Origin of the sequence: Cupriavidus laharis (assembly GCF_914271435.1) — a bacterium.
Classification (GTDB): Bacteria; Pseudomonadota; Gammaproteobacteria; order Burkholderiales; family Burkholderiaceae; genus Cupriavidus; species Cupriavidus laharis.
In genome coordinates this window covers 75,870-91,275 of sequence record NZ_CAJZAI010000010.1, presented here as the reverse complement: position 1 = coordinate 91,275, position 15,406 = coordinate 75,870, and the positions used below count along the sequence as shown (strand labels likewise).

General features: G+C 65.5%; 17 protein-coding genes. 1 reads left to right on the top strand and 16 read right to left on the bottom strand.

The features are described from left to right. Nucleotides 1-22: 22 nt before the first annotated feature. The 15 genes from hisB to LDO29_RS19555 all read right to left on the bottom strand — a co-directional run bounded on the left by hisB (nt 23) and on the right by LDO29_RS19555 (nt 12,940). Nucleotides 23-610 (bottom strand): imidazoleglycerol-phosphate dehydratase HisB, encoded by a 588-nt coding sequence (gene hisB / locus LDO29_RS19625; protein ID WP_011299252.1) that lies wholly within the window; start codon nt 608-610, stop codon nt 23-25. Nucleotides 611-614: 4 nt separating this feature from the next. After that, a complete protein-coding gene (hisC, locus tag LDO29_RS19620; RefSeq protein WP_224081439.1) occupies nt 615-1,715 on the bottom strand; it encodes a histidinol-phosphate transaminase in 1,101 nt (366 codons plus the stop codon). 154 nt (nt 1,716-1,869) lie between these two features. Further along, nucleotides 1,870-3,207 carry a histidinol dehydrogenase gene (gene hisD / locus LDO29_RS19615; protein ID WP_224081438.1) on the bottom strand — a complete coding sequence of 446 codons (1,338 nt, stop codon included), beginning with the start codon at nt 3,205-3,207 and terminating at the stop codon, nt 1,870-1,872. 28 nt (nt 3,208-3,235) lie between these two features. Beyond that, nucleotides 3,236-3,910, bottom strand: coding sequence for an ATP phosphoribosyltransferase (gene hisG / locus LDO29_RS19610; RefSeq protein WP_224081437.1), 675 nt, complete (start codon nt 3,908-3,910; stop codon nt 3,236-3,238). An 8-nt stretch (nt 3,911-3,918) separates the two neighbouring features. After that, complete coding sequence (gene murA, locus LDO29_RS19605) at nt 3,919-5,169, bottom strand: UDP-N-acetylglucosamine 1-carboxyvinyltransferase (protein ID WP_224081436.1); 1,251 nt, start codon at nt 5,167-5,169, stop codon at nt 3,919-3,921. Between the two features lie 102 nt (nt 5,170-5,271). Beyond that, nucleotides 5,272-5,520 (bottom strand): BolA family protein, encoded by a 249-nt coding sequence (locus LDO29_RS19600; RefSeq protein ID WP_224081435.1) that lies wholly within the window; start codon nt 5,518-5,520, stop codon nt 5,272-5,274. 39 nt (nt 5,521-5,559) lie between these two features. After that, nucleotides 5,560-6,381, bottom strand: coding sequence for an ABC transporter permease (locus tag LDO29_RS19595; protein ID WP_224081434.1), 822 nt, complete (start codon nt 6,379-6,381; stop codon nt 5,560-5,562). After that, nucleotides 6,378-7,328, bottom strand: coding sequence for an ABC transporter ATP-binding protein (locus LDO29_RS19590; protein ID WP_224081433.1), 951 nt, complete (start codon nt 7,326-7,328; stop codon nt 6,378-6,380). Before LDO29_RS19590 ends, LDO29_RS19595 begins: the two co-directional genes overlap by 4 nt. 227 nt (nt 7,329-7,555) lie before the next feature. Continuing rightward, nucleotides 7,556-7,840 (bottom strand): STAS domain-containing protein, encoded by a 285-nt coding sequence (locus LDO29_RS19585; RefSeq protein WP_224081432.1) that lies wholly within the window; start codon nt 7,838-7,840, stop codon nt 7,556-7,558. A 140-nt stretch (nt 7,841-7,980) separates the two neighbouring features. Then, nucleotides 7,981-8,610 (bottom strand): MlaC/ttg2D family ABC transporter substrate-binding protein, encoded by a 630-nt coding sequence (locus LDO29_RS19580; protein WP_224081431.1) that lies wholly within the window; start codon nt 8,608-8,610, stop codon nt 7,981-7,983. Between the two features lie 220 nt (nt 8,611-8,830). Continuing rightward, nucleotides 8,831-9,727, bottom strand: coding sequence for an MlaA family lipoprotein (locus LDO29_RS19575; RefSeq protein WP_224081430.1), 897 nt, complete (start codon nt 9,725-9,727; stop codon nt 8,831-8,833). Continuing rightward, on the bottom strand, nt 9,724-10,245 hold the full coding sequence (mlaD, locus tag LDO29_RS19570; protein ID WP_224081429.1) for an outer membrane lipid asymmetry maintenance protein MlaD: 522 nt from the start codon (nt 10,243-10,245) through the stop codon (nt 9,724-9,726). The genes LDO29_RS19575 and mlaD overlap by 4 nt, the downstream gene beginning before the upstream one ends. Before the next feature lie 53 nt (nt 10,246-10,298). Further along, nucleotides 10,299-11,075, bottom strand: coding sequence for a lipid asymmetry maintenance ABC transporter permease subunit MlaE (mlaE, locus tag LDO29_RS19565; protein WP_224081428.1), 777 nt, complete (start codon nt 11,073-11,075; stop codon nt 10,299-10,301). After that, nucleotides 11,072-11,893, bottom strand: a complete 822-nt coding sequence (locus tag LDO29_RS19560; RefSeq protein WP_224081427.1) for an ABC transporter ATP-binding protein — start codon at nt 11,891-11,893, stop codon at nt 11,072-11,074. Before LDO29_RS19560 ends, mlaE begins: the two co-directional genes overlap by 4 nt. 84 nt (nt 11,894-11,977) lie before the next feature. Then, nucleotides 11,978-12,940, bottom strand: a complete 963-nt coding sequence (locus LDO29_RS19555; RefSeq protein ID WP_396022697.1) for a Bug family tripartite tricarboxylate transporter substrate binding protein — start codon at nt 12,938-12,940, stop codon at nt 11,978-11,980. A 346-nt stretch (nt 12,941-13,286) separates the two neighbouring features. On the opposite strand from LDO29_RS19555, the gene LDO29_RS19550 reads away from it, so the two are divergent. Then, on the top strand, nt 13,287-13,829 hold the full coding sequence (locus LDO29_RS19550; protein ID WP_224081425.1) for a GNAT family N-acetyltransferase: 543 nt from the start codon (nt 13,287-13,289) through the stop codon (nt 13,827-13,829). Between the two features lie 74 nt (nt 13,830-13,903). Here LDO29_RS19550 and LDO29_RS19545 read toward each other — a convergent pair whose 3' ends face one another. Then, entirely contained in the window at nt 13,904-15,367 is a 1,464-nt protein-coding gene (locus LDO29_RS19545) for a glutamate synthase subunit beta (RefSeq protein WP_224081424.1), read from the bottom strand. Between the last annotated feature and the right edge of the window lie 39 nt (nt 15,368-15,406).

Below are 15,406 nucleotides of genomic sequence, written 5' to 3'. Positions count from 1 at the left end.
ACGCCTTCGGTTCAGCAGCCGGTCAGAGCGTGCCCTTGGTCGATGGAATGGTGTTCGCCGCGCGCGGGTCCAGCTCCACCGCCATGCGCAGTGCCCGGCCGAAGGCCTTGAACACGGTCTCGCACTGATGGTGGGCATTGATGCCGCGCAGGTTGTCGATATGCAAGGTCACGCCGGCATGATTGACGAAACCACGGAAGAACTCGATGGTCAGGTCCACGTCGAAGCTGCCCACGCGCGCACGCGTGAACGGCACATGGAACTCCAGCCCGGGGCGGCCGGAAAAGTCGATCACCACGCGCGACAGGCATTCGTCCAGCGGCACGTAGCTGTGGCCGTAGCGGGTAATGCCCTTCTTGTCGCCGATGGCCTTGGCGACAGCCTGGCCAAGGGTGATGCCGACGTCTTCCACGGTGTGGTGGTCGTCGATATGCGTATCGCCGGTGGCCTCGACTTCCAGGTCGAACATGCCGTGGCGGGCAATCTGGTCGAGCATGTGGTCGAGGAACGGCACGCCGGACGCCAGCTTCTGGCGTCCGGTGCCGTCAAGGTTCAGGGAAACGCGGATTTGCGTTTCCGAAGTATTGCGGGTGACCTCTGCAACACGCATGGTGTTAATCCTGCAGCGACGCTGCGAATGCCTCAAGGAACTGCGCGTTTTCTTCGGGAGTGCTGACCGTGACGCGCAAGCAGTTGGCCAGCAATGGGTGCATTTTACTCACGTTCTTGATCAGCACCTTGCGGGCAAGGAGCCGGTCGAACGCCTGTGCCGCATCCGGCACGCGCGCCAGCAGGAAATTTGCCGCACTCGGGAACACGGTCACGCCGGCGCAGGCGGCCATGCCCTGCGCCACGCGCGTGCGCTCGGCACGCAACTGTGCCGCCTGCTCGTCCAGCACCGCGACATGCTCCAGCGCGAACAGTGCGGTCGCCTCGGTCAGCACATTGACGTTGTAGGGCGGACGCACCTTGTCGAGCTGCGCCAGCCATTGCGGGTCGCCGGCCACATAGCCCAGGCGGATACCGGCCAGGCCGAGCTTGGACACCGTGCGCATCACCAGCAGATTGCCGAACTCCGTCAGGCGCGGCATCCAGCTTTCCTGCGCGAACGGCTGGTAGGCTTCGTCCACCACCACCAGGCTGCGGCACGCCGGCCCCTGTGCGGCGCGGACGATGGCCTCCATGTCGACGGCATCGAACAGGTTGCCGGTCGGGTTGTTGGGATAAGCCAGGTAGACGATGGCGGGCTGGTGTTCGGCCATGGCGGCCAGCATCGCTTCGCGGTCCAGCGTGAAGTCCGCGCGCAGCGGCACGCCCACGAACTGCAGGCCGGCGAACTGCGCCGACATCGCATACATCACGAAGCCGGGCACCGGCGCCATCACCTTCGCACCCGGCCGGGCCGCGGCCAGCGCCAGCATGCTGATGATTTCGTCCGAGCCATTGCCGAGCAGCACTTCCATACCGGCCGGCACCTGCATGACTGCCTTCAGCTTCGCGCGCAGCGCCTCGCTGCTTGGCACGGGGTAGCGGTTCAGCGCCACCTCGCCGAGCCTCGCGGCCAGTTCGGCGCGCAGCTCGGGCGGCAGGCGGTACGGGTTCTCCATGGCATCGAGCTTCACCAGACCATGCGAATCCGGCACGTGGTAGGCGCCCATGGCGCGCACGTCGTCACGGATGATTCGCTCGATCAGGGAAGCGTCTACGGCTGACATGAGATTTCCTCTATAGGAGCTTTCGCTCTGGTGGCAAGACACAAACTACTACCGTCATTCCCGCGAAGGCGGGAATCCAGCGTCTTTCACAGCCCGCCTTCGGGAACAGAAAAGTCACTGGGTCCCCGCCTTCGCGGGGACGACGGGCATACGTTCAACTACGCTTGAAACGATATTCGGCGCTGCGCGCGTGGGCCTGCAGGCCTTCGCCATACGCCAGCTCGGCGGCAATCTGGCCCAGCATCTGCGCCCCGCCCTCGCTCACCTCGATCAGGCTCGAACGCTTCTGGAAGTCATATACGCCCAGCGGCGACGAGAAGCGTGCGGTGCGCGAGGTCGGCAGTACGTGGTTGGGGCCGGCGCAATAGTCGCCGAGCGATTCGCTGGTATAGCGGCCCAGGAAGATAGCGCCGGCGTGGCGGATCTTCTCGCTCCACTGGCGCGGGTTCTCGGCGGAAATCTCCAGGTGCTCGGGCGCGATCGCGTTGGCGATCTCGCAGGCCTCCTCCATGTCGCGCACCTTGATCAGCGCGCCACGGCCCGAGATCGATGCCGCGATCACCTCGCGGCGCGGCATGCTGTCAAGCTGGCGCTGGATGCTGGCTTCCACCTGCGCAATGTAGTCCGCGTCCGGGCACAGCAGGATCGATTGCGCGAGTTCGTCGTGCTCGGCCTGCGAGAACAGGTCCATCGCCACCCAGTCCGGATCGGTCGTGCCGTCGCAGATCACCAGGATTTCCGACGGGCCCGCGATCATGTCGATGCCGACCGTGCCAAACACGCGGCGCTTGGCCGCAGCCACGTAGGCATTGCCGGGGCCGACGATCTTGTCGACCTGCGGCAGCGTGGCCGTGCCGTAGGCCAGCGCACCTACCGCCTGCGCGCCGCCGATGGTGAACACACGGTCCACGCCCGCGATCTGCGCGGCAGCCAGCACCAGTTCATTGCGCACACCGCCGGGCGTCGGCACGACCATGATGATTTCCTTGACGCCGGCCACGCGCGCCGGAATCGCGTTCATCAGCACCGACGACGGATACGCGGCCTTGCCGCCGGGCACGTAGATGCCCACGCGGTCCAGCGGCGTGACCTTCTGGCCCAGCATGGTGCCATCGGCTTCGGTGTATTCCCAGCTATGGCTGCCGCATTCGATCTTCTGCTTCTCGTGGTAGGCACGCACGCGCGCGGCGGCGGCTTCCAGCGCGGCACGGCGCTTGGGCTCCAGGTCTTCGAGCGCAGCTTCGAGTTCGCTTTGCGAAAGTTCCAGCGCGCCCATCGACGCGGCTTCAAGCCGGTCAAACCGCTGCGTGTACTCGAGCACCGCGGCATCGCCGCGATCCTTCACGTCGGCCAGGATCTGCGCCGCGGCGCGGTCGATGGCCTCGTCCTCGCCGGCCTCGAAGGCCAGCACTTCGCGCAGCGCCTGGGCAAAGCCCGGCTCGCTCGAATCGAGCCGGCGGATCGACACGTTTTCCATTTCGGTTGCGTTCATGACTCCATTCCTATCTGGGACGCCGGCCTCAGGCCAGCGCCGCCGATGCCTTCTCGAACGCGTCGAGAATCGGCGTCAGCCTTTCGCGCTTGAGCTTTAGCGCCGCCTGGTTCACCACCAGGCGCGACGAAATCTGCACGATCTCTTCCACTTCCACCAGGTTGTTGGCGCGCAGCGTGCCGCCCGTGCTGACCAGGTCGACGATGGCATCGGACAGGCCAACCAGCGGCCCAAGCTCCATCGAGCCGTACAGCTTGATCAGGTCGACGTGCACGCCCTTCTTGGCAAAGTGCTCGCGCGCAGTCTGCACATACTTGGTGGCTACCGCGAGGCGCGCGCCCTGGCGCACCGCATTCGCGTAGTCAAACCCGGCCGGCACCGCGACCGACATGCGGCAGCGGGCGATGTTCAGGTCGATCGGCGCATACAGGCCGATCATGCCGTGCTCCATCAGCACGTCCTTGCCGGCCACGCCGAAATCGGCGGCGCCATATTGCACGTAGGTCGGCACGTCGGAGGCGCGCACGATGATCACGCGCACGGCCGGATCGGAGGTCGGCAGGATCAGTTTGCGCGAAGTCTCCGGATCCTCGGTAACACGGATACCTGCGGCCTCGAGCAGCGGCAGCGTTTCCTTGAAGATGCGGCCCTTGGAAAGCGCCAGGGTGAGCTGGCTGGGCGAAGCGTTGAAAGCGGGGCTCATCGGGTTCCTCAGGCAATGCGGCGGATCTTGGCGCCAACTGCCGACAGCTTGTCTTCCATGCGGTCGTAACCGCGGTCCAGGTGGTAGATGCGGTCGATCACGGTGTCGCCGTCGGCCACCAGGCCGGCAATGACCAGGCTCGCCGAGGCGCGCAGGTCGGTCGCCATCACGCTCGCACCGGACAGGCGCGGCACGCCCGTCACCACCGCGGTATTGCCCTCGGCGGTGATGTTCGCGCCCAGGCGGTTCAGCTCCTGCACGTGCATGAAGCGGTTTTCGAAGATCGTCTCGGTGATGCGCGCGGTGCCATCGGCCACGGCATTGAGCGCCATGAACTGAGCCTGCATGTCGGTCGGGAAGGCCGGATACTCCGAGGTACGGAAGCTCACGGCCTGCGCGCGGTGCGGCATGCTCAGGCGGATCCAGTCGTCGCCGGTTTCCACGTTGGCACCGGCCTCGCGCAGCTTGATCAGCACGGCGTCGAGGATCAGCGGAGGAATATCGCGCAGGACCAGGTCGCCCAGCGTGGCCGCGGCCGCGCACAGGAAGGTGCCGGCCTCGATGCGGTCGGCAACGACCGAGTGCTGCGCGCCATGCAGCTTGTCGACGCCCTGCACGACCAGCCGGTCGGTACCGATGCCGTCGATCTTCGCGCCCATCTTGACGAGCAGGTTGGCGAGGTCGGTCACCTCGGGTTCGCGCGCGGCGTTTTCCAGCACCGTCTCGCCGTCGGCGAGGGTCGCGGCCATCAGCAGGTTTTCCGTGCCGGTCACGGTGATCATGTCCGTCACCACGCGCGCGCCCTTCAGCCGGCTCGCGCGGGCATGGATGAAACCGTGCTCGATATTGATCTCGGCACCCATGGCCTGCAGGCCCTTGATGTGTTGGTCCACCGGGCGCGCGCCGATGCCGCAGCCGCCGGGCAGCGAAACCCGGGCCTCGCCGAAGCGCGCGACCAGCGGCCCGAGCACCAGGATCGACGCACGCATGGTCTTCACCAGCTCGTACGGCGCTTCGGGCGAACTGATGTCCGTGCCCGTGAGCGTGGCCGTCGCGCCATTGAGTTCGGCGTGCATGCCCATCTGCCGCAGCAGCTTGAGCATGGTGCGCGTGTCCTGCAGGTTCGGCACGTTGTCGATGGTGACGGTGTCGGTCGTCAGCAGGCCGGCACAGAGGATCGGCAGCGCGGCGTTCTTCGCGCCGGAAACACGGATCTCGCCTTTGAGCGGGCCATTGCCCTGGATCTGGAATTTGTCCATGTTCTGTCAGTTGCTGCCGGACGGGTCAGGCACGTCCGGCATCGTTATCGCGGGAGCCGCACGCGCCAGGCACGCGGCTCGGATCTGTGAAGCTGCCGGCCCTTACTTGCCGGCGCCCGCCTGCCACTCGGCCGGCGTCAGCGTCTTCATCGACAGCGCATGGATCTCGGCGCGCATGCGCTCGCCGAGCGCGGCGTACACGCGCTGGTGGCGCTGGATCAGCCGCTTGCCGTCGAACTCGGCGCTGACGATGGTGGCAAAGAAGTGCTGGCCGTCACCCTCGACTTCCAGGTGTTCGCAGGGCAATCCTTGGGCAATGTAATCCCTGACTTGTTCCGGAGTAGGCAGCATGTCTATCTTCTCTTCTGTGTGGATGGCCGCGTTTCAGTTTCAGTGACGCAGCTTGTAACCCGACTTCAACAGGCGCAGCGCCAGCGCCGCGAGCAGCACGAAGGCTGCGCCGACCACCGCCAGGCTGAACATCGGCGACACGTCCGAGACGCCGAAGAAGCCATAGCGGAAGCCGTCGATCATGTAGAAGAACGGGTTGGCATGGGACACCGCCTGCCAGAAGGCGGGCAGCGAATGGATGGAATAGAACACGCCCGACAGGAACGTCGCGGGCATGATCAGGAAGTTCTGGAATGCGGCCAGCTGGTCGAATTTTTCCGCCCAGATGCCGGCGATCAGTCCAAGCGTGCCCAGGATGCCAGCGCCCAGCAGCGCAAACATGAGGATCCAGCCCACGTTGGCGAAATGCAGGTTGGCGAACCATGCGGTCACAAGCAGCACGCCCAGCCCGACGGACAGCCCGCGGATCACCGAGGCCACCACGTAGGCACCGAACATCTCCCAGTGCGACAGCGGCGGCAGCAGCACGAACACCAGGTTGCCGGTGATCTTGGACTGGATCAGCGACGAAGAACTGTTGGCGAAGGCGTTCTGCAGCACGCTCATCATCACCAGCCCTGGCACCAGGAAGGCGGTGTAGCTGATCTGGTCATAGACCTTGACGCGGTCTTCCAGCACGTGGCCGAAGATCAGCAGGTACAGCACGGCCGTGAGCACTGGCGCGGCCACGGTCTGGAAACTGACCTTCCAGAAGCGCAGCACTTCCTTGTAGAGCAGCGTGCGGAAGCCTACCAGCCCACCCACCGCCATCGGCGCGAGCCGCGTGCCGTCGAGCACTTCGATATCGCCTGGCTGCTTCATGCCGCGGCCTCCATGGCCTGGTCGGGCAATGCACCGGGCATGTGGCCCTCGCGGCGCATGATCTGGACGAACACATCCTCGAGATCGGCCTTGTTGATTTCCATGTCTTCGATTTCACAGCCCGCCTCGCGGCAGGCGGCCAGGATGGGTTCCACGGCCGGGTAGCCCGACAGGCGCAAGCGCACCGCGCGCTCGCCCGGATTGGCCGGCATGCGCAGTGGCTCCAGCGCCGCGGGCAACGTGCCGCGCGAGAACGTCAGCACCAGTTGCAGGCCGGCGAACTGCGTCAGCAGGTTGCTGGTGCGGTCCAGTGCCACCACTTCGCCGAATTTCAGCATGGCGATGCGGTCGCACAGCGCTTCGGCCTCTTCCAGGTAATGCGTGGTCAGGATGATCGTGTGCCCTTCCCGGTTCAGCCTCGAGATGAACTTCCACAGCGTCTGGCGCAATTCCACATCGACGCCAGCGGTGGGTTCGTCCAGCACGATCACGGGCGGACGGTGCACCAGCGCCTGTGCCACCAGCACGCGCCGCTTCATGCCTCCGGAAAGCTGGCGCATATTGGCGTCGGCCTTGTTGGTGAGATCGAGGTTGGCCATGATCTCGTCGATCCAGTCGTCGTTGCGCGTCAGGCCGAAGTAGCCGGACTGCAGCCGCAGCGTCTCGCGCACGGTGAAGAAGGGGTCGAACACAAGTTCCTGCGGCACCACGCCGAGCATACGCCGCGCCATGCGGTAGTCGGACACGACATCGTGCCCCAGCACACTGACGCGGCCGGAATCGGCACGGTTCAGGCCCGCCAGGATGGAAATCAGCGTGGTCTTGCCGGCACCGTTGGGGCCGAGCAGACCGAAGAATTCGCCGCGCTCGACGGTGAAGCTGACGCCCTTTAGCGCTTGCAGGTTGCTGTAGCGCTTGCGAACGTCGGTGAGTTCGATGGCTTTCATGGCCAAATGTCTGGGGCTGGCCCGCCTGGGACCGGCCGTCTGGAAATGGGGACCAACTGGTGCCCGGGCTACCCTGACCCGGCCCGAAGTGCTGCGGGGGAATGGGCGAACAACCCGGAATTATAGGGGATGCGGGGAGACTCCCGCTTGGGACGCGGCCACCGCTTCAGGCGGCGGCCGGGGCATCCGGATGACCGCTGTTGAGGCGCGCGGTCAGGGATGCCGGTTCAATGTCGGTGCGAGGCCGCCTGCGGCGCCAGACCCAGCAGGTTGTCGACGCCGTACAGCGAAGCCAGCTCGGCCAACTGCGGCGGCACGCTGCTCAGTGCCAGCTTGCCATGGCGGGCGGCAGCGGTACGCTGCCAGGCCAACAGCACGGCCACGGCGGACGAATCCACCTGCTCCAGCGCGGAGCAGTCCACCTGCGTTTCGCCTTGCGCAACGCGCGACAGTCCATCACGCAGCACGGCGGCGGCGTTCTGGTTGGTCAGCGAGGTGCCAAGCGAGAGCATTGGAGAAGTCGGATCGGGAATGCCAGAGGGGGTCCGGAAACACAAGCTCCCGCCGGAAGGCGGGAGCTTGTGTGCGTACGGCTATTGTAAGGCAGTTTGGCGATGCGTGCTGCAATGCAGCGCCAGCCTGCCCCACGGCATCAGCTCTTGGCGTTCGCCAGTTGTCGATTGCGGTCCTGCAGCGTCTTGATCACGCCATCCACGCCCTGCTGGCCGACGATGGTATTGAAGCTGCCCTTGTAGGCCTCGGTCAGCCAGGCGCCCAGCACATTGATGTCATAGACCTTCCAGCCCTGCGCGGTCTTCTCAAGGCGGTAGTCGAGCTGGATCGGCTCGCCCTTGTTGATCACCTGGGTGCGGATCGTGGCATCGGTGTCGTCAGGCGAACCGCGATACGGCTTGTATTGCACGGTCTGGTCGCGGATCTGCGCAATGGCGCCGGCGTAGGTGCGGATCAGCAGCGTCTTGAACTCGTCGGTGATCACCTTCTGCTGCTCGGGCGTGGCCTTGGACCAGTTGCGGCCCATGGCGATCTGCGTGGTCTTCTGGAAGTTCGCGTTCGGCAGGATCTTCTGCTCGACCAGCGCGGTGATCTTGGCGATATTGCCGGCCTGCATGTCCTTGTCGCTCTTGACGCTGGTCATCACTTCGTTGACCAGGGTCTTGACCAGTGCGTCGGGGCTGGCGGCATCCTGCGCCGAAACCTGCGCATGGGCGGCGCCGGCAAAGGCTGCTACAGCGAGGAAGGGGAGCAACAGTCGCTTGATCATGGGTTTTCCTTCTCAGTCAGATTTATTCGCCGCCCCCGGAGGAACCGGCCGTGGCTTCTGGCTGGCCCGGAATCCCGAGGCGTTTCGCACATTGGAACACAGTCCATGGCGGCAAGTTGCGGGCACCAGCGCATCCGGCGCCACTTCAAAACAATTTGTTTCAGTGCTCACAGCGCATTCACAGCGCCGCGCAGCGGTTCAACGGGGTCAATGAATGGGCTCAACGAATACGCAGACCGCCGCCCGGAACGATGCGTTGTATCGGCGACGTCGGCACGGGCAGGTTCTGGCCTTCGGGCTGCGTCGCCCCTTCGGACGGCGCGGCTGGCGGTTGCGACGCCGGCTGTTGTGGCTGCTGTGGCTGTTGCGGCACACCGTCGCTGTCGGATTCCTCGTTCTCCTGACCCGGAGGATTGCCGTCGTAGATCAGGTACTCGCGCCGTTGCAGGTAGGCATCGCGCATGAACGCGTACTTGTCCAGCGCCGCCTGCTCGAGCAGGTTGGTCGCGCCGAGCAGCTGCGCGCGGCCTGCAACGATGCGCACCCCGACCAGCGAATTGCGCAGCGAGACCGGATAGAAATAGGCCGACGGGTCGATCTGCCGGTCCACCAGCATGCCGGCCGTGTCGCGCACGGTGCTCGGCCCGAACAGCGGCAGCACGAGGTACGGCCCCGACGGCACGCCCCACACGCCGAGGGTCTGGCCGAAATCTTCCTTGTACTTGGGCAGGCCGGCCGGCGTGGCAATGTCGATCAGGCCACCGATGCCCAGCACACTGTTGATGGCCACGCGCATGGTGTCCTCGGCGGCACGGCTGGGCTTGCCCTGCAACAGGTTGTTCACCGCCGAGTAGACATCACTGACGTTGGAAAAGAAATTGTCCACCGCGGTCTGGACCGGCGACGGAATGTAGTCGGCATAAAGCTGGGCAACCGGCTTCAGCACGCCCTTGTCGAAGTCCTCGTTGATGCGCGAGACCTCGCGGTTAAACGGTTCGATCGGGTCCTTCGGGTTGGCGTTCGGGCCGGTCGCGCAACCAGCCAGCACCATCAGCGCACTGGCCGCGAACGCCAGGGCCACGCGCCTGAGTGCCAGCTTGCGGGCAGGACCTGTCATTTGGCGGCTCCGCCCAGCGCTGGCGCACTTGCAGCGCCACCACTACTGCCCCCGCCGGCCCCGGCATCAGCCGCCTTGTTGTAGAGGAACTGGCCGATCAGGTTCTCCAGCACCACGGCCGACTGCGTCATGGTGATGCGCGAACCCTGTGCCAGCATGGCGGTATCACCGCCTGCCTCCAGGCCAATGTACTGCTCGCCAAGCAGCCCGGAGGTCAGGATCTTGGCCGAGGTGTCCTTCGGAAACTGGTACTGCTTTTCCAGGTTCATGACGACCGTCGCCTGGTAGGTCTTGTCGTCGAACCGGATCGCGGCCACACGCCCCACCACCACGCCGGCGCTCTTGACCGGGGCGCGCGGCTTGAGCCCGCCGATATTGTCGAAGCGCGCTTCGACCGCGTAGGTTTCCTGGAATGTGAAGGCGCTCATGTTGCCAGCCTTCAGGGCGAGGAACAGCAGGGCAACGAAGCCTGCCACCACGAACAACCCCACCCAGAAATCGAGTGCACTTTTTTTCATTGGGATCTCTTTCTACCCGTTGTCCTGCCAGTTGTCCCCGGTGCCGTTGCCCATCAGCTGAACATCAGCGCGGTCAGCAGGAAATCCAGCCCCAGCACGGCCAGTGACGCAATCACCACCGTGCGGGTCGTGGCGCGCGATACGCCTTCCGGCGTGGGCTTGGCCTCGAACCCCTGGTACAGCGCAATGAACGTCACGGCGATGCCGAAGATAAAACTCTTGACGACGCCATTGAGCACGTCGTCCCGCACATCCACCCCACCCTGCATCTGCGACCAGAAGGCACCGGCATCCACGCCGATGAGCTGCACGCCCACCAGGTAGCCGCCCAGAACGCCGACGGCGCTGAAAATCGCGGCCAGTACCGGCATGGCCACCACGCCGGCCCAGAACCGCGGCGCAATCACGCGCTGCAACGGGTTGACGGCCATCATCTCCATCGCCGCCAGCTGTTCGCCCGCCTTCATCAGGCCGATCTCCGCGGTCAGCGACGTGCCTGCGCGGCCGGCGAACAGCAGCGCGGTTACCACCGGCCCCAGTTCGCGCACCAGCGACAGCGCCACCAGCAGCCCGAGCGCCTGCTCGGAGCCGTAGCGATTCAGCGTGTAATAGCCCTGCAGGCCGAGCACGAAGCCGACGAACAGGCCGGACACGGCAATGATCACGAGCGACAGGTTGCCGACGAAGAAGATCTGGTCGGATACCAGGCGGAAGCGACGCAGCAGGGCCGGCGACAGGCCCAGCACGGTGAAGAACATGCGGGTCGCGCGGCCCAGGCCGGAAACGCCTTGCCGCACCGTGGCGCCGATGGCGGTCAGAAAGCCCGTCACTGCGCACCTCCACCGGCAAAATCCTCGGCCAGAGACGGGCCCGGGTAGTGGAACGGCACCGGGCCATCCGCCTCGGCATGGACGAACTGATGCACGAACGGATCCGTCGAGGCGCGCAGGGCCTCCGGCTCGCCATGCGCGGCGATGCGGCCGTTGGCAATGAAATACACGTAGTCGGCGATCTGGAAGGTTTCGTGCACGTCGTGCGAAACAATGATGGTGGTCGCGCCCAGCGCATCATTGAGGCTGCGGATCAGCCGCGCGGTCAGCCCCAGGGAAATCGGATCGAGCCCGGCAAAGGGCTCGTCGTACATCAGCAGCGCGGGATCGAGTGCAATGGCGCGCGCGAGCGCCACCCGGCGCGCCATACCGCCGGAGATCTGCGATGGCATCAGGTCGCGCGCGCCGCGCAGGCCCACGGCGTTGAGCTTCATCAGCACCAGGTCGCGGATCATCGATTCGGGCAGGTCCGTGTGCTCGCGCAGCGGAAACGCCACATTATCGAACACCGACAGATCGGTAAACAACGCACCGAACTGGAACAGCATGCCCATCTGGCGCCGCACCCCGTACAGCCCTGTCACATCGAGCGCATGGATATCGGCGCCGCGGAACGTGACCGCGCCAGACTGCGGCCGCACCTGCCCGCCAATCAGGCGCAGCACGGTGGTCTTGCCGCAGCCCGATCCGCCCATCACCGCAATCACCTTGCCACGCGGGAAATGCATGGTCAGGCCGGTCAGGATCGGCTTGGCCTCGGGCGAGTAGGAAAAATCTACCGCGTTGAGTTCGACGAGATTCTGGGCAGGATCAGTCACGTTGGCAGCAGTCTGGGCAGTCGGCCATTATAAGGGCTACTACCTAGACCTGCAGGCGCCCGTGTGCCTGCCGCCACACTGGCGCTAGGGCTCCCCTTGCGCGGCATCGCGCAGGATGACCTGCCACTGGATCGATTCCGAGCGGATCGCGGTCGCGAAGGCCTCGGGCGAATCGCGCAATGGCGTCAGGCCGGCGGCCATCAGGCGCGACCGGACTTCATGCTCGGACATCACCTCGTCCAGTTCGCCCGCCAGCCTGGCGATGATGGCGCGCGGCGTCTTGGCCGGTGCCATGACGCCGAACCAGGCTGCGGCGGCATAGCCTTCCAGACCGGACTCCTGCAGTGTTGGCACCAACGGCGCCAGCGTCGAGCGCGACACGCCGGTCACGCCGATCAGGCGCAGTGAGCCGCTTTTCACATGGCTTTGCACGGCCGCATATGAACAGAAGCAGGCACTGACCCGCCCGGCCAGCATCTCCTGCACGACCGCGCCTTCGCCCTTGGCCATCACCAGCGGTACGCCGTTTCGCACGCCGCGCACCGCGTACTCCGCATACAGGTGGGACGGGCTGCCCGGCTGGCCGTAGCCATAGCTGTAGGAACCAGGGTTCGACTTGACGGCGACAGCCCATTGCTCCGGCGTGCGCATGGGCAGCCGGCCGTCGATGACCAGGAAGAGCGGCGTCGTGGCGACGCGCGCCACCGGCGTGAAGTCACGCACTACGTCATACGGCACTGGCTCCAGCCCCGGCTGGATCAACATATTGGCCTGGTGGAACAGCAGCGTGTGGCCATCCGAGCTGGCCTTGGCTACGACATCGCCGGCCGTGGTGCCGGCCGCGCCGGGCCGGTTGTCGACGTCCACCGGCACCCCCAGGCGCGCCGACAGGCGCTCGGCAAGCAGGCGTGCGATCGCGTCGGCTACGCCGCCAGCAGGAAACGGAACGATCAGCCGCATTGGCCGGGCCGGAAACGACATCGTCCGCGCGACGGCGGGCGGCGCCGACGCGGTGGCCGCCGATACGGCTTGCGCGGCAAAAGGCATCCCCACCGCCGACAAGACGGCCAACACCCCAAACCACGTCACTACGGCATCCCGGATGGCAGCAGGAAGCGTCAACTTCGCTTTACCTCGCCAAAGCCGCGACAAGTTGCGTACTTCGGACATCAATTTTCTCCGGCGCGTCCCGCTTGGCAGGACCGCAACTGGGTCGGCTGAAAAAGGATTCGAGGCAGTTTCCGTTTATTGTTTTTTGAAAATTGTACGAACAACCCCATGCAGGGCACAGGCACGTAAACCATAGCGCGGGAGAACCCTGAAACGCTCCGAAGCGGGCGCGAACGGACCTCATCTTTGCGCAACGAGTTGCAATGTCACCTACAATGGCGCGATGTCCGATTTCCTCGTGCGGCGCATGACGGCCGCTGATCTGCCTGGCGTGCTCAGGATCCAGGCGCAGTGCTATCGCAGTGATCTCATGGAAGGCAGCGAGGCCTTCGCAAGCCGGCTGGCGCTATCGCCGGCCACCTGCTGGGTGGCGACGTCAGGCGACGGGCGCGCGCCGCTGGCCGCCTACCTGTTCACCCATTCCTGGCCCCAAAGCAGCCTGCCGCCGCTGGACGGCGTACTGATGCCATCCACGCACGACGACACTGACGCCACCACCTCTCTCACATGGTTCGTCCATGACATGGCCGTGGCACCGGCCGGGCGTGGCGGCGGCCTTGCACAGCGGTTGTACGAGGCGGCCATGTATGCGGCGCTCGAAGCCGGCCTGCGGCACTCAAGGCTGATCGCCGTGCAATCGGCGGCCGATTGGTGGCGCAGGCTTGGGTACGCGCCGATCGCGGCGCACGCCGCCGCTGTACATGCCGCCAAGCTCGCAGGCTACGGGCACGGTGCGCTGATCATGGAGCGCACGCTGACCGCCTGAACACGGTCACGGGCAAACAAAAAGCCCGCCTGGCTTCCACCGGGCGGGCTTTTTGAACAGAGCCTTTCAGCCGATCAGCGCGGCAGTTCCGAATGCCCCATCAGGAACGCGTCGACCGAACGTGCGGCCTGGCGGCCTTCGCGGATCGCCCACACCACCAGCGACTGCCCGCGGCGCACGTCGCCAGCGGCGAACACCTTCGGCACATTGGTCTGGTAGGCACGCTCGCCTTCGGTAGCGGCCTTGGCGTTCTTGCGCGCATCGGTATCCACGCCGAACGCTTCGAGCATGGAACCCACCGGGTTGGTGAAGCCCATGGCCAGCAGCACCAGATCGGCCGGCAGGATGAACTCGCTGCCCGGCACTTCCTGCATCTTGCCGTCCTTCCACTCGACGCGGCAGGCCTTCAGCGCGGTGACCTTGCCGTTCTCGCCGATGAATTCCTTGGTGGCGACGGACCAGTCGCGCTCGCAGCCTTCATCGTGCGACGACGAGGTGCGCAGCTTGATCGGCCAGTACGGCCACACCAGCGGCTTGTTCTCTTCTTCCGGCGGCTGCGGCAGCAGTTCGAACTGGGTCACCGAGGCGGCGCCATGGCGGTTGGAGGTGCCGACGCAGTCGGAACCCGTATCGCCACCGCCGATCACGATCACGTTCTTGCCTTCGGCGCGGATGTCGTTCTCGCCGTCACCGGCCACTTCCTTGTTCTGCGGGATCAGGAATTCCAGCGCGAAGTGGATGCCATTCAGGTCGCGGCCCGGCACCGGCAGATCGCGCGGCACTTCCGAACCGCCGGCCAGCACGACCGCGTCGAACTGGTCCATCAGGTCCTTGGCCGGAATGGTTTCGCGGGCGTAGTTCTTGATGCCGGCCGGCAGCGCGCCGTCGGTCACCATCACGCCCGGGCGGAAGGTCACGCCTTCGGCCTGCATCTGCTCGATGCGGCGGTCGATCAGCGTCTTCTCCATCTTGAAGTCGGGGATGCCGTAGCGCAGCAGGCCGCCGATGCGGTCGTTCTTCTCGAACACGGTCACGTCATGGCCGGCGCGTGCCAGCTGCTGCGCGGCAGCCAGGCCAGCGGGGCCCGAGCCGACCACGGCCACGGTCTTGCCGGTCTTGTGCTTGGGCGGCTGCGGGGCGACCCAGCCTTCTTCCCAGGCCTTGTCGATGATGGCGTGCTCGATCGACTTGATGCCGACCGGCAGTTCATTGATGCCCAGCGTGCAGGCGGCCTCGCACGGTGCGGGGCAGATGCGGCCGGTGAATTCCGGGAAATTGTTGGTCTGGTGCAGCACCTCGATGGCGCTCTTCCAGTCCTGGCGGTACACCAGGTCGTTGAAGTCCGGAATGATGTTGTTGACCGGGCAGCCGTTGTTGCAGAACGGGATGCCGCAGTCCATGCAGCGCGCACCCTGGATCTTCGCTTCGCTGTCGGACAGCGCGAACACGAATTCCTTGTAGTGCTTCACGCGCTTGACTACCGCTTCGTAGCCTTCGTTCTGGCGCGGAAATTCGAGAAAGCCAGTCGCCTTACCCATGTTGCGTCCTTGGTCTTGCTGGGCAAGACCGGCATGGCC

Excerpts from the sequence above, each read along its gene's own strand:
- hisG (WP_224081437.1), bottom strand. The coding sequence starts at position 3,910 with ATGAGCCCCGCTTTCAACGCTTCGCCCAGCCAGCTCACCCTGGCGCTT.
- hisB (WP_011299252.1), bottom strand. The coding sequence starts at position 610 with ATGCGTGTTGCAGAGGTCACCCGCAATACTTCGGAAACGCAAATCCGC.
- LDO29_RS19580 (WP_224081431.1), bottom strand. The coding sequence starts at position 8,610 with ATGATCAAGCGACTGTTGCTCCCCTTCCTCGCTGTAGCAGCCTTTGCC.
- hisD (WP_224081438.1), bottom strand. The coding sequence starts at position 3,207 with ATGAACGCAACCGAAATGGAAAACGTGTCGATCCGCCGGCTCGATTCG.
- murA (WP_224081436.1), bottom strand. The coding sequence starts at position 5,169 with ATGGACAAATTCCAGATCCAGGGCAATGGCCCGCTCAAAGGCGAGATC.
- LDO29_RS19545 (WP_224081424.1), bottom strand. The coding sequence starts at position 15,367 with ATGGGTAAGGCGACTGGCTTTCTCGAATTTCCGCGCCAGAACGAAGGC.
- LDO29_RS19595 (WP_224081434.1), bottom strand. The coding sequence starts at position 6,381 with ATGAAGCAGCCAGGCGATATCGAAGTGCTCGACGGCACGCGGCTCGCG.
- LDO29_RS19555 (WP_396022697.1), bottom strand. The coding sequence starts at position 12,940 with ATGCCTTTTGCCGCGCAAGCCGTATCGGCGGCCACCGCGTCGGCGCCG.
- LDO29_RS19550 (WP_224081425.1), top strand. The coding sequence starts at position 13,287 with ATGTCCGATTTCCTCGTGCGGCGCATGACGGCCGCTGATCTGCCTGGC.
- LDO29_RS19600 (WP_224081435.1), bottom strand. The coding sequence starts at position 5,520 with ATGCTGCCTACTCCGGAACAAGTCAGGGATTACATTGCCCAAGGATTG.
- LDO29_RS19590 (WP_224081433.1), bottom strand. The coding sequence starts at position 7,328 with ATGAAAGCCATCGAACTCACCGACGTTCGCAAGCGCTACAGCAACCTG.
- LDO29_RS19585 (WP_224081432.1), bottom strand. The coding sequence starts at position 7,840 with ATGCTCTCGCTTGGCACCTCGCTGACCAACCAGAACGCCGCCGCCGTG.
- LDO29_RS19575 (WP_224081430.1), bottom strand. The coding sequence starts at position 9,727 with ATGACAGGTCCTGCCCGCAAGCTGGCACTCAGGCGCGTGGCCCTGGCG.
- mlaD (WP_224081429.1), bottom strand. The coding sequence starts at position 10,245 with ATGAAAAAAAGTGCACTCGATTTCTGGGTGGGGTTGTTCGTGGTGGCA.
- hisC (WP_224081439.1), bottom strand. The coding sequence starts at position 1,715 with ATGTCAGCCGTAGACGCTTCCCTGATCGAGCGAATCATCCGTGACGAC.